This is a genomic window from Alphaproteobacteria bacterium PA2 (genome assembly GCA_002256425.1).
Classification (GTDB): domain Bacteria; phylum Pseudomonadota; class Alphaproteobacteria; order Caulobacterales; family Caulobacteraceae; genus Phenylobacterium.
Map to the genome: position 1 here is coordinate 227,168 of NKIZ01000001.1, position 12,927 is coordinate 240,094.

Consider the following 12,927-nt stretch of genomic DNA (forward strand, 5'->3'; position numbering starts at 1 on the left):
CCAGAGCCTCTGTTCCTCCGGGCGGACCGGTCGTTTCACGGCCTGGGAACCAGGTGATGCATGCGCAGGACATGCCGGACCCGGCCGGCCTCCAGACCTGCGGCGGCGCCCTGACCCAGATAGAGGTCGGCGCGGATCTCGCCCTTGATGGCGCCCCCGGTGTCCAGGGCGCTCACCAGCCGGCGATAGGCCGGGAAGGCGCCAGACAGGTTGGGGGCGTCGGCGTCGATCCAGATGAGTTCGCCATAACTGTGATGCCGTGGGTCCACGGCGATCGCCCGACCGGTCGGCAGGGGCAGGCCCGCCGCCCCCAGGGGCGCGACGCCGTCATCCGGGGCGGTGCGGAAGAAGGCGTAGCGGGGATTGAGCTGCATGACCGTCTGGGCTTCGGGACCCCTGTGGGCGGCCAGCCAGCTGCGGATCGCCTCGCCCGAGGTTCCGTTTTCCGGCAGCAGGCCCTGGCGACGCATGGGCGTGGCGATCCCGACAAAGGGCAGACCATTATTGCCTGCATAGAGCACCTTCTCCCGGCGACCATCCTCATAGGTCAGGACTCCGGATCCCTGGATCTGCAGGAAGAACAGGTCTTCCGGTCGCATCCAGGCCAGGGCGTCGGCGGTGGGCTGGGCCTCGATGGCGGCGCGATCGGGATAGGGGGTGAGGACGCCCCGGGGCCCGGACTTCAGGATCTGGCCGTCCTTGACCACCATATCGGCAGGCCTTGGCCGGACCGGGGCGTTGAAGTCTTCGTCGGGCGCTGTCCGGGCTTCGTATTCCGGGGCGAAATAGGCGGTGAGAATCCCCTCACCTGTCAGGCGCTCGGGGCGGAAATTGTCTTCGAAAAACGCCCGGGCGTGGGCCTGGTCAGGGTCGACCATGGTCTGGGCGCGGCGGCAGACCACGCCCATGTCCCGGTCCCGGGCGGCATGACAGGTCTGGCGAAAGGCCCGGAAGGCTGCGGCGTGATCTTCCTTTTCCCAACCGGGCAGGTCTGAAAACCGCTCCCGCACGGCGGCGGGTCTGGGCGGCGGCGGGGCTGGAGCCGGCTCTGAAACCGGAGGCCTCGCCACAGGAGTCGGTCGCGGGGTGGGCGCGGGCTTTGGCGCGCTGGCGCAGGCGCTGAGGATCAGCAGGGCCGCAACGGCCACCAGCCTGCCCGCCCGCAAGACCCTAGGCTTCCGCAGCGCCGACCTGGACCAGAATCCAGTTGGGATTTCGGCTGTCCAGCGACCGTTCAAATGTCCAGAGTTCGGCCGTACGACGATCCTCGACCCCTTCGCCTTCCGGTCCCTTGGTGCGGCTGCGCAACTCACCGAGGAAACGGACAGTCAGGCGGGCCTTGTCGCCCTCGACCAGAGCCTTTTCGAGATCAGCCCGGGGAATCTGGAGAAATTCGACAGCTTCCGTCCGGCCTTCGGTTTCACGCCGGGTGATTTCACCTTCAAAGGCGGCCATGACCGGCGGCGACAGGAGATCCTTCAGGGTTTCCCGGTCGCCCGCCGCGAAGGCTTCCACGATTTTCTGATAGGCCGTCCGGGCGCCATTGAGGAAGCTGAGCAGCTCAAAACTGCTGTCCCGGGCCTTGAGGGCGGCCAGACCACCGCCGGCGACCTCATCGGAGACTGGCGTCTCGAGGACCGGCGCCGGATCTCCGGCGGTCGGACTCACGGCGGCGGGTGACGCATTGTCTTCGGGCTGCCGGCCGACCCTGCGGCCCAGCACGGAATAGAGCTGGAACAGGACCACGGCGGCCAGGGCGGCAAAGAGGATCATCTGGAGCACTTAGGGTTCGTGCCTCACCTGGGTTACGGAAGTCTTCATATAGGGTGTTCTTCCCGCCGCGTCAGGGCTGTCATTGCATCAGCCCCAACCTCATGTTAGCAGCCCCGGCCTTGAAAGGGATGTAAACGGACATCCCGATCCCGACGGGAACATGCCATGAGCGATACAGATCAGTCCGCAGCGCCAGAAGTAAACGGCCAGTCTGCTGAGCCCGGCATCCGGATCATGACCCAGTTCATCCGCGATCTCAGCTTCGAGAACCCCCTGGCGCCGGACGTCCTGCGCTCGGGCGGCCCCCAGCCGCAGATCGACATGGGCGTGGAAATGAACGCCCGCGGTCGCGACGATGGTCTCTATGAAGTCGACCTCAAGCTCTCGGCCCGGGCCATGCGCGAGGACGGCCCCCTGTTCGTGGTCGAGCTGCTTTATGGCGGCCTGTTCGCCATTGAGGGCGTTTCGGCCGAGGACATGGAAATGGTCCTGCTGGTGGAATGCCCCCGCTTCCTCTTCCCCTATGCCCGGCGGATCATCGGCGACGTCACCACGGACGGCGGCTTCCCCCCCTTCCTGCTCGATCCCATCGACTTCGCCGGCGTCTATGCCGCGCGCAAGGCCCAGGCCGAAGGTGAGGGCGTGGTGGTCGGCAACGCCTAGAGGCTGTTTCGATCCGATAATTGGGAAGCCGGTGCTAGACCCCGTGCTTCTTCCACATCTCGCTCTTGAGATGGCCCAGGACGAAGGCGGCGTGCGCCGCGCGCTCGGCTTCGCTTGACCGGGGCGCCAGGGGCCTCGATCTCGGGCCATAGGCGTTTTCGCGCAGGGTCCCGAAGGCCGCGGTCTGCGTCTCGGCCACCAGTTCAAGGGTGCGCTCCCGGCCGCCCTTGAGTTCCAGATAGACCGCCGCCAGCAGGCGGGCGTCGATCAGGGCGCCGTGTTTTTCCCGTTCGGACAGGGAAATCTTGAAGCGCTTGCACAGGGCGTCGAGGGAATTGTGCATGCCGGGAAACCGCAGGCGGGCCAGGGCCAGGGTGTCGACCCACCGCGCTTCGGGCAGGGGCGCCATGCCGATGGTGTTCAGCTCCCAGTTCACGAAGGCCCGGTCAAAGCCGGCATTGTGCGCCACCAGGGGCGCATCTCCGACAAAGTCGAGGAAGGCCAGGGCGACTTCAGGGTCCGCGAATTTCGGCTTGCCCCGCAGGAAATCGGCCGACAGGCCGTGAACCTTCTCGGCCTCGGGGGGCATGTCCCGTTCAGGATCGATATAGATGTGGAAACTGCGCCCCGTCGGGATGAAGTCTTCGATTTCCAGGGCGGCGAGCTCCACCAGCCGGTGGCCCAGATGGGGCTCGAATCCGGTGGTTTCAGTATCGAGGACAATCTCGCGGGCCATGATGTTTCATGGCGCGTTTCGCGGGCCCGGGCAACTTGGCTTGGGGCATGTTCCCACAGGCGGGAGCTCGCGCCTGTGGATCAGGACTCCCGGCGGGACTTCAGGGTTCCGGCCGCCGCCCGGGCCCGTATATCGGCGATGACCGTGGTCACCTGTTCCTGGGCTGCTTCGAGACCCCTGCCGGTGTCGATCACATAGTCAGCCCGGGCGCGCTTTTCCGCATCCGGCGTCTGGCGCGACAGGATGGCGTCCAGGCGCTCCGGCGTCATGCCTTCCCGGGCCAGGACCCGCTCGCGCTGCATTTCCGCCGGCGCCGAGACCACCGCTACCGCGTCCATGTTCCGCTCGCCGCCGGTTTCAAACAGCAGGGGAATGTCCAGGACCACCAGATCGGCCTTGGCCGCGACGGCCTTCTCAAAGAAGGCCACCCGGTCCTTGCCCAGCAGGGGATGAACCACGGAATTCAGTCTGGCCATGGCTTCGTCATTGCCCAGCACCCTCTGGCGCAGGGCCTCGCGGTCCACGGCGCCGTCCCGGGTCACCCCTGGAAAAGCCGCCTCGAGGGGCGCCACAGCCGCTCCGCCCTTCAGATAGATTTCCGCCACCGCGGCGTCGGCGTCATAGACCGGGATCCCGGCCTCCCGGAACATGGCGGCCGTGGTGGATTTTCCCATGCCGATGGAGCCGGTCAGTCCCAGGGTGATCATGAATTGGCCTCCAGGGCGTCCAGGGCCAGACGCCGGACATCGACACTGTCAGGGGGTTCCTGACCGAAAAAGGCTGCGAATGACGGCCGCGCCTGGCCGATCAGCATTTCAAGACCATCCACGGTCCGCCGCCCAAGGCCCAGGGCCTGGGTGAGCAAGGGGGTGATCAGGGGCTTGTAGGTCATGTCCATGATCACAGCCTCGGGGGGCGTGGCGTCCAGGGGAAGATCAAGGGCGCCGCCCAGCAGGCCGGCCGATGTGGCGTTGACCACGGCGATCACGTCCTCCAGCCCCTGACGGGCGTCGGCCAGGCTCCAGGCTTCTGCGCCCGCCCCCAGCTTTTCCGCCACGCGCTCGGCCTTTTCCAGGGTCCGGTTCAGGATGCGCACCCGGGGACAGCCAGCCTCGAGAAAGGCCGCCGCCGCACCCTGGGCGCCGCCGCCCGCCCCGATGATGGCCACGGTTCCGGCCTGGGGATCAAAGCCCGGCGCCTGGCTGGCGAAGGCCCAGATAAGGCCCGCGCCGTCGGTATTGTCAGCGAAGATGGTTCCGTCATCGCGGAAGACCAGGACATTGGCCGCCTGGGCCAGACGCGCCCTGTGGCTCGCCTCGTCCGCCGCAGCCAGGGCGCGGATCTTGAACGGCAGGGTGACATTCAGGCCCCGGACCCCGCCGCCCCTCAGACCCTCGATGAAGGCGTCGAACTTCGGCTCGGCGATGGCGAAGGGCACATAGACCCCGTCCAGATCCGCCGCCTTCAGCCAGGCGTTGTGCAGGATGGGGCTGAGGGAATGGGCGATGGGCTGACCCGCCACCCCGGCCAGTCGGGTTTTTCCGGAAATGGTCATGGGGTCAGAACCTCATGGGCGCGCAGGCGCTCCAGCAGCCCCATCAGGGGCAGGCCAAGAATGGTGAAATAGTCGCCATCAATGGCGGAAAACAGCTGGACCCCCAGGCTTTCCAGCCGATAGCAGCCCACCGAACCCAGGGCCGCAGATCCCTCTTCGTCCAGATAGGCCTCCAGGAAGGCGTCGGAGAAGTCGCGCATGGTCAGGGTGGCCGTCACGGTTTCCCGCCAGACCACGTCCTCGCCCCGGGCCAGGACCACAGCCGAATGCAGTTGATGGGGTTGGCCGCGCAGCAGTTTCAGCCTGTCCCGCGCGGCCTCTAGGCTGGCGACCTTGTCATAGAGTCCGCCCTGGAATTCCAGGGTCTGGTCGGCGCCGATCACCAGACCGGGACGCGAGGCCGCAACGGCCAGGGCCTTTTCCTCCGCCAGGGCCATGGCGATCTCCCGGGGCGAGGCCGACCTCGCCAGCAGGGCTGACTTGGTCACGTCCTCGTCCACCCGGGAATCAGCCGTCTCGAAGTTCAGACCCGCCCCGCGCAGGACCGCCGTGCGGGCTGCGCTCTTGGACGCAAGCGTCAGGGAGTCAGGCATCTAGACCTCAACATGTCCGCCGCCGCTGTTCAGTATGTTCAGCACGGCTGCGGCGGTTTCTTCAACACTGCGGCGGGTGACGTCAATCACCGGCCAGCCGTGCTTTTCATAAAGCCGCCGGGCCTGGACGATTTCATCGCGAACCGCGTCCACATCCGTATAGGTCGACTCCCGGTTTTCCTTGAGGGACAGCAACCGGTTGCGGCGGATCTGGATCAGCCGGTCAGGTGACGCCGTCAGGGCGACGATCACGGCGCGCCGGGCCACCAGCAGTTTTTCAGGAATGGGCTGGCCGGGCACCAGGGGCACATTGGCCGCCCGCACCCCGCGGTGGGCCAGATAGATGCAGGTCGGGGTCTTTGAGGTCCGCGACACCCCCACCAGAATGACATCAGCCTGGTCCAGATCCTGGCCCCCCTGGCCGTCATCATGGCCCATGGCGTAGTTCAGGGCGTCCATCCGGTTGAAATAGTCATTGTCCAGGGTGTGCTGCACCCCGACCCGGCGGCTGAGTGAAGCGCCCAGATAGCGGGACATGGCCGAGACCAGGGGATCGAGAGCGGCGATGCAGGTCATGTCCAGCCGCCGGCAGCCTTCTTCCAGGGCCGAGCGAAGCTCGTCATCGACAATCGTATGCATCACCACCCCCGGGGCGGCCTCGATATCGGTGAGGGCCCGCTCCAGCTGTCGGGGGGACCGCACCAGGGCGTAGATGTGCTCGATCGGCAGGACGTTCTCGAACCGGGCGCAAACCGCCCGGGCCATGGCGTTCAGGGTCTCGCCGGTGGAGTCCGACACCAGGTGGACATGGAAATAGGTCGAGATGCGCGGCGGCGTGGTCATGGTCTCGGCAGTTCTCACCCAGAGGTCCAGCGATTGTCCTAGATAGGACCTGAGGCGGGATCGGTCGAGACGTGCAAGGTTTTGTCCGGGTCAGGACAGGGCCGATGTCCACGCCTTGACCAGTTGCGCCGCAGGCCCGGTCCCGAAAACATGACGGTCTGGCCGCACCAGCACCGAGTCCGCCCCACGCTTTCCCAGCCAGGTGGAGAAATCCCCGGCAAAGGCCGCCAGCCCGGGATCACCCAGGCGAAAGACCGAGATCCCCGGCGCAGGGTCCACGGTCTCGCGGGTGATCAACCAGGCGCCGTCCCCGGCGACATCATCCCACTTCTGGTCTGCGCTCCACGGCTGGATGAACAGTTCCCCGGCCCCCGGACTGCCGGCCAGGACAGCCGGGCCGCCCAGCGGCGTCATGGGATTTCCCTGTCCGGGCGCGTCTGGCGGCGCGGCGGCGCGCTGGGCCAGCATGGCGGCGTCCCTCTGGGCGGCGGCGGCCGGATCCAGGATGCAGACCGTCCGCCCCATCATCAGGGCCAGGTCTATGACCGACCGGACATGGGGCCGCCTTTCGGTTTCATAGGTGTCCAGCAGGGCCTCGCCCGCCTGGCCCTTCAGGACCGCCGCCAGCTTCCAGGCCAGGTTTGCGGCGTCCCGGATCCCGGCGCACATGCCCTGACCGGCGAAGGGCGGGGTCTGGTGGGCCGCATCCCCGGCCAGGAAGACCCCTCCGGCCCGCCAGGTCTCGGCGATCAGGGCGTGGAAACGATAGACCGCCTTGCGCTCCAGGGTCACCGCGCCCTCCACATTCCAGGGCGCCAGCAGCCCGGCGATGACCTCGTCGTCCAGCATGGTGTCCAGGCTCTCGCCCGGCCGGATCATGAATTCCCAGCGGTGGCGGCCCGAACCCATCATGACGCAGGTGGTCGGTCGCGCCGGATCGCAGATCTGCAGGTTGATGTCGGGCAGGCGCGCAGGGTCGTGGACCACCGTGTCGATCACCAGCCAGGGCTCGTCGAACTTCAGGTCTTCCACTTTTGCGCCGATCAGGGTCCGGACCCGGGATGAGGCGCCATCGGCGCCAACCAGATACCTGGCCCTGATCTTCTTCTCACCCTCGGGGGTTTCGAACCGGGCGGTCACCCCGTCTGCAGCGTCCTCGAGATCCAGCAGGTTCCATTCCAGGCGCATTTCAAGCGGGGTCAGGTCTTCGATGCGCCGACGGATCGCCGCTTCCACCGAGGGCTGATGGATCATGTTGGCCGCCGGCCATCCCGAAGGCGAGCCCCTGGTCAGGAACCGCAGCAGGACCTGACGGTCGGCGGTGAGGAAGTCGTACTGCTCGGCCGGGCGGCTGACGGCCATGACCTCTTCGGCGACCCCCAGCTGTTGCAGGATCCTGACGATTTCGTGGTCAATATGGGCGGCCCTGGGCAGGGGGTAGACATTCGGAGCCCGGTCAACGAGCACGGTCTTCACCCCCGCCTGTCCCAACAGGGCGGCCAGCACGGCGCCGGTCGGACCGGCCCCGATGATCAGCACATCGCAGGCGTCAACCAAGGTTCAGGCCTCCGGCGCCAAGGTGTTTTCGATATGGCCCAGGCCATCGATCTCACATCGCACCACATCCCCGGCCTTCAGGAACTGCCGCGGGATCATGGCCGCGCCGATCCCGCCGGGGGTGCCGGTGAAGATCACGTCCCCGGGCTCCAGGGTCATGGCCTGGGACAGGTGTTCGATCTGCTGGAAGATGTCGAACACCAGATGGCGGGTATTCGAGTTCTGCCGCTCCTGCCCATTGACCAGGCACCGGATCCCCAAAGCGTGGACATCAGCCACGGCGTCGGTGGTGGTGATCCAGGGGCCAAAGGGGGCGTGGGTGTCGAAGGACTTGCCCAGGGACCATTGGGCGGTGCGGTGCTGCCAGAACCTTTCGGTGACATCATTGCCCACGGCGTATCCGAAGATGTGCTCGGCGGCTTTTTCGGCCGGTATGTGCTTTCCGCCCTTGCCGATCACCGCCACCAGTTCAGCCTCATAGTCCACAAAGGCGCTGACCTTCGGGATCTGCACCGGGGCGTAGGGGCCTGTGACGCTGGTCACCGCCTTGGTGAACCAGACCTGGTGTTCCGGAGTCTCCATCCGGCTCTCTTCGATATGGTCGGCATAGTTGAGGCCAATGGCGAAGACCTTGCCGGGACGGGGAACCGGCGCCAGCAGCTGGACCTGCCCCAGGGGTTTTCCCGAACCTGCGGCCACGGCGGCTTCGATCCGGCCCCGGACCTGGGGCCACTGGCTGATCAGATCGATCATGGAGCCGTCAAACCCGGCGTCGATCACCTGGCCGTTGGCGACAACGCCGACCCGGGGCCCCTGGTCGGCCAGATAGGTGCAGATCTGCATGGTCAGTTTCCTTGGGACATCATGGGATGGTTGGGGCCCCACTGGACGCTGAGCAGGTCCTGGAGCGTCGCCTTGTTCGACCCGTCGCCCGCCGTGAACAGGTCGCCATCAGTCCAGTGCTCCAGCTCATTGCCGAAGGGGTCTTTCCAGTAGTCGAAGATCTGGCTGCCCAGAATGTGGCGGCCAATCCCCCAGGCCGGGGTGCGGCCGTCCCGGGCCAGGTGATCATGGCCCAGTCGCAGGTCGTCGCTATTGGCCACCTCAAAGGCCGCATGGTTCAGGGCCGGGGCCCGGGGCGATTGCAGGAGGAAGAGGGTATGGTGGTCCGTCGGCGTATCCCCCCGGTCGCAGCGCAGGAAGGCGCCAATGGCCATGCCCGGCGCGGCCTCGATCTCATCAGAAGTCACCAGGCCGAAGCGGTCCTTGTACCAGGCTTCCGAGCGGCGGAAGTCCGAGATTTCCAGCACGGCATGGCCCAGCCGGATGACGGTGGACGGCCCGGGGGTCAGGCGCAGGGCCTTTCCCTGGCGGGGCCGGACAGAGGCCGTATTGCGGGGCGCGTCCCGGGGAATGGGTGAGGTTTGTTGGGGGGTCTGGCCGGCGACCACTTCCACCCCATGGCCATCAGGGTCGGTGAGGCGGACAACCTTTCCACCCCCGGGCCAGGCCTGGCCGCCGCTGGCCAGATCCTCGACCGCCACCCCTTCGGCCGCAGCCAGTTTTTCCAGGTCCGCCAGGCTCTCGGCCCGGAAGCCCACAGCCACAAACCGGGCCTCGCCCGTCTCGGTCACATGCAGGACCGGCGAGGATCCGGCCCCGGCTGCAAACAACAGGTCGGGCGAGCGGCGGTCCGGCTTCAGGCCGAAGGCGATGATGAACCGCTCCATTTCATCCAGGTCCGGCGCCGCGAACCTGACATGGGCGATGTCCTCGATCCTGATCAGACTCAAAGCGACCTCCCCGGAATATTATATGACTATTTAGTCAAATAGAGCCCAGGGCGGGGTTCGGGTCAAGCCGGAAGGCGGACGCCGTCGTCGGGCAGGATCTGGGCCGCTGTGGCTTCCAGCAGGGCGCCGGCCTCTGCAGGGGTAACCCCCAGACCCCGGAAGGCGAAGGTGAGGACCGAGGTGAACAGGAGCCGGGCCTGGTCGGGCCGCGGCTGATCGAAGAGGATCTTGCCGATCAGCAGGTTGGTGACGCCGATCAGGGTCAGCATGGCGGCGTCGATATCGGGACAGTCAAACCGGCCGGACTGGAGGCCCAGCTGCAGGTCGGCCCGAAGCCCTGCATTGAGGGCGTGTCTCGGATCGGCGGACCGCCAGTCCGAATTGAGCACGACAGCGGCCTTGTCCGGTTCCTGCAGGGCGAAAAGCATGAACTGGCCAATGCCCCTGGCCACCCGCAGGGCCGGGTCGGTGACGCCGGCATTGACCTGATCAATGGTGGCTTCCACATCCACCCTCACCTGGGCGGCGATTTCCCGGGCGAAACTCTTCTTGTCGGCGAAGTGGTAGAAGAAGCTGCCCTTGGCCACCCCGGCCGCCTCGACGATTTCATCAATGGTCAGGCTGTCCACGGGCCGCACCGCCAGTAGTTTGAGTCCCGCCAGCATCAGGGCAGGCCGTGCCCTGGCTCGCCGGCGCTTCTGGAAGGGCGGAGCGGTGTCCTGTCCTGACATTGCGGGGGCTGGCGAGGTCATGGGCCTTTCTATGCTGGGCTTTCGGGACTTCGCCAAGCCATGCCTTGGGGGGCGGGCGTCCCGCAGGCGTCCGGCGGCCCTGAAGTGATCCCCCGGTGCGATCGGTTTCCTGGGGAAAAGCATGTCGACATCTCCGGCACGGCCTGGGTCCCGATTGGGGAGAAGCCGCGGACCCCGGCCTCATGGCTTGATAGCGGGGATGGAAGGTCTGTTCAGCCGGGCCCCGGCCCCCGCGCAATTGTCGGATCGGACCCTGTTCATAGTGGTTAAGAAAGACTTAACTTCGGGTCTGGCCTGTCCCCCGGCGCCGGGCGGCAAGGGGTTAATGAAAGATTAATGACACAAGCCACTTGAAGGTCTGTCCCCGAAATTCACAGGTCGGGACAGGCTCTGTGGAAACCGAAGGGCGCCGTGGGTGCAATGAGGTTCTGACATACCGCTTTGCGCAGAGTTTTCCCCGTTATCGACAGCCCATACGCTGCCCCTACAATCCAATTTCAAAATCTATCTGTTTGAAGATTGGCCGCCGGGCAGGCGAGGGCCTTGAGTGCGGGGCGGGAAGGCGGTTTAAGGGCGTCATGTCCCAAGATCAGAATTCCGCTGCGTCCCGACCCAGGTTCCTGGCCGCCCTGGCCGGCGAGGTTTTCGAGCGGCCCCCGGTCTGGTTCATGCGTCAGGCGGGACGGTCCCTGCCGGAATATCGCGAGCTGCGAACCCGGGCCAAGGACTTCATCGCCTTCTGCTTCAATCCGGAGATGGCCGCCGAGGCGACGCTCCAGCCCATGCGGCGGTTCCCCCTGGACGCCGCCATTGTCTTTGCCGATATCCTGCTGATCCCCCAGGCCCTGGGCCAGGAGGTCTGGTTCGAAGCCGGGGAGGGGCCAAGGCTGGGCGAGCTTCCCGACCTTGGTTTCATGCGCGACCGGATCGAGTCCTCCACAGCCCACCTGGCCAATATCGGCGAGACCCTCAGCCGGGTTCGGGCGGAGCTTGAGCCTGAGCGGGCCCTTATCGGGTTCGCCGGCGCCCCCTGGACCGTGGCCACCTACATGATCGAGGGCAGGGGGTCTGACCGGTCCGGCGCCCGGACCTATGCCTACCAGAACCCGGAAAAGCTCGACGAGCTTCTGGAGATCCTGGTGGACTCCACCGCCCGCTATCTGGTCATGCAGGCCAGGTCTGGCGCCCAGGCCCTCAAGCTGTTCGAAAGCTGGGCGGAAGGTCTGGCTGAAGACGTCTTCGAGCGGATCGTGATCAAACCCCACAAGGCCATCATCGAGCGGGTCCGTGCGGCCGGGGTCGACGCCCCCTTCATCGGCTTCCCCCGGGGGGCAGGCGCCCTTGTGGCCAATTACGCGGCCCAGGTTCCTGTTCAGGCTGTCGCCCTGGACACCCAGGCGCCCATCGCCCTTGGCAAGTCCATCCAGGCGGGGGGCAAGGCGATCCAGGGCGCCCTGGACAACCTGCTCCTGCGATCCGGCGGTCCTGCCCTTGATGCAAGGGTGGACGCCCTGATCGAGGCCTGGTCTGACGGTCCCTATATTTTCAACCTCGGCCACGGGGTCTTGCCTGACACCCCCATCGAGCATCTTGAGCGGACCATTCGCCGGGTGACAGGACGATGAGCCGTCTGGCCGTTGTCCTGTTCAACCTGGGCGGACCGGATGGCCCCAAGGCTGTTCGTCCGTTTTTGTATAATCTTTTCAAGGACCCGGCCATTATCGGTGCGCCGTTCTTTGTTCGCTATCCCCTGGCGGCCCTGATCTCCACCACCCGGGAGAAAAGCGCCCAGGCCAATTATGACCGCATGGGTGGAGGCTCGCCCATCCTGCCCCAGACCCAGGCCCAGGCCGACGCCCTCAAGGCCAGCCTGTCGGCCCTGAGGCCGCAGGACGAGGTCCGGGTTTTCATCGCCATGCGTTACTGGAAGCCGTTTACGAAGGAGACGGCGGCTGAGGTCGCGGCCTTCGCCCCGGATGAGATCGTCCTCTTGCCGCTCTATCCCCAGTTCTCCACCACCACCTCTGGATCCTCCCTCAAGGCGTGGAACGAGACCTATAAGGGATCTGGCCGCACCCGGACCATCTGCTGCTATCCGGTTTCAGACGGGGTGATCACGGCCCACGTCAACCGCATCACCTCGACCTGGGAAGCCGCGGGCAAGCCGGGCAATGTCCGGCTGCTGTTCTCGGCCCATGGCCTTCCGGAGAAGATCATCGAGGCGGGCGATCCCTACCAGGTCCAGATCGAGGCCACAGCTGCGGCCATCGCAGCGAGGGTTCCCGAGCTGACCGACTGGCGGGTGTCCTATCAGAGCCGGGTTGGCCCGCTGAAATGGATCGGCCCCTCCACGGACGCTGAGATCCGCCGCGCCGGGGAGGAGGGAATCGGCCTTCTGGTGGTGCCCATCGCCTTTGTCTCGGAACACATCGAGACCCTGGTGGAGCTGGACCACGAATATGGCGAGCTGGCCCATGAGGTCGGTTGCACCCCCTATCTGCGGGCGCCGGCGCTCGGGACCGAGCCCGCCTTCATAGACGCCCTGGCCCAGGCGACCGGGACATGTCTGGAGCAGGAAAAGGGCGTGTCGGCTGACGGGGGATGGACCTGCCCGGCCGGCAAGAAGAACTGCGCCGTCAGGTGCGCGGCCAAGGAGGCCTGA

The 12,927-nt window shown here is 66.3% G+C and carries 14 protein-coding genes; 3 read left to right on the forward strand and 11 right to left on the reverse strand.

Translation table 11 applies throughout. The features are described from left to right. Nucleotides 1–35: 35 nt before the first annotated feature. Nucleotides 36–1,184, reverse strand: a complete 1,149-nt coding sequence (locus CFE28_01085) for a transglycosylase (GenBank protein OYU71485.1) — start codon at nt 1,182–1,184, stop codon at nt 36–38. Continuing rightward, nucleotides 1,171–1,782, reverse strand: coding sequence for a preprotein translocase subunit Tim44 (locus CFE28_01090; protein OYU68718.1), 612 nt, complete (start codon nt 1,780–1,782; stop codon nt 1,171–1,173). Before CFE28_01090 ends, CFE28_01085 begins: the two co-directional genes overlap by 14 nt. A 156-nt stretch (nt 1,783–1,938) precedes the next feature. Between CFE28_01090 and CFE28_01095 the strand changes: the two genes are divergently transcribed. Beyond that, nucleotides 1,939–2,436 (forward strand): protein-export chaperone SecB, encoded by a 498-nt coding sequence (locus CFE28_01095; GenBank protein ID OYU68719.1) that lies wholly within the window; start codon nt 1,939–1,941, stop codon nt 2,434–2,436. A 34-nt stretch (nt 2,437–2,470) separates the two neighbouring features. On the opposite strand, the gene dnaQ is transcribed toward CFE28_01095, so the two are convergent. The 9 genes from dnaQ to CFE28_01140 all read right to left on the reverse strand — a co-directional run bounded on the left by dnaQ (nt 2,471) and on the right by CFE28_01140 (nt 10,388). After that, nucleotides 2,471–3,172: a DNA polymerase III subunit epsilon gene (dnaQ, locus tag CFE28_01100; protein OYU68720.1), complete on the reverse strand. Its 702-nt coding sequence runs from the start codon at nt 3,170–3,172 to the stop codon at nt 2,471–2,473. Nucleotides 3,173–3,252: 80 nt separating this feature from the next. Then, the gene (locus CFE28_01105; GenBank protein OYU68721.1) at nt 3,253–3,879 is read right to left on the reverse strand and encodes a dephospho-CoA kinase; all 627 of its coding nucleotides are present in this window, start codon (nt 3,877–3,879) and stop codon (nt 3,253–3,255) included. Next, nucleotides 3,876–4,727, reverse strand: coding sequence for a shikimate dehydrogenase (gene aroE / locus CFE28_01110; GenBank protein ID OYU68722.1), 852 nt, complete (start codon nt 4,725–4,727; stop codon nt 3,876–3,878). The genes CFE28_01105 and aroE overlap by 4 nt, the downstream gene beginning before the upstream one ends. Beyond that, entirely contained in the window at nt 4,724–5,320 is a 597-nt protein-coding gene (locus tag CFE28_01115; GenBank protein OYU68723.1) for a septum formation protein Maf, read from the reverse strand. Before CFE28_01115 ends, aroE begins: the two co-directional genes overlap by 4 nt. Beyond that, nucleotides 5,321–6,163: a phosphoenolpyruvate synthase regulatory protein gene (locus CFE28_01120; GenBank protein ID OYU68724.1), complete on the reverse strand. Its 843-nt coding sequence runs from the start codon at nt 6,161–6,163 to the stop codon at nt 5,321–5,323. Between the two features lie 90 nt (nt 6,164–6,253). Then, nucleotides 6,254–7,720: a monooxygenase gene (locus tag CFE28_01125; GenBank protein OYU68725.1), complete on the reverse strand. Its 1,467-nt coding sequence runs from the start codon at nt 7,718–7,720 to the stop codon at nt 6,254–6,256. Between the two features lie 3 nt (nt 7,721–7,723). Next, nucleotides 7,724–8,563, reverse strand: coding sequence for a 5-carboxymethyl-2-hydroxymuconate isomerase (locus CFE28_01130; GenBank protein ID OYU68726.1), 840 nt, complete (start codon nt 8,561–8,563; stop codon nt 7,724–7,726). A gap of 2 nt (nt 8,564–8,565) precedes the next feature. Further along, nucleotides 8,566–9,513, reverse strand: coding sequence for a glyoxalase (locus tag CFE28_01135; GenBank protein ID OYU68727.1), 948 nt, complete (start codon nt 9,511–9,513; stop codon nt 8,566–8,568). 62 nt (nt 9,514–9,575) lie between these two features. Then, complete coding sequence (locus CFE28_01140; protein ID OYU68728.1) at nt 9,576–10,388, reverse strand: hypothetical protein; 813 nt, start codon at nt 10,386–10,388, stop codon at nt 9,576–9,578. 455 nt (nt 10,389–10,843) lie between these two features. Between CFE28_01140 and CFE28_01145 the strand changes: the two genes are divergently transcribed. Together CFE28_01145 and hemH are read left to right on the forward strand one after the other, a co-directional pair. Next, complete coding sequence (locus CFE28_01145) at nt 10,844–11,890, forward strand: uroporphyrinogen decarboxylase (protein OYU71486.1); 1,047 nt, start codon at nt 10,844–10,846, stop codon at nt 11,888–11,890. After that, a complete protein-coding gene (gene hemH / locus CFE28_01150) occupies nt 11,887–12,927 on the forward strand; it encodes a ferrochelatase (protein ID OYU68729.1) in 1,041 nt (346 codons plus the stop codon). The genes CFE28_01145 and hemH overlap by 4 nt, the downstream gene beginning before the upstream one ends.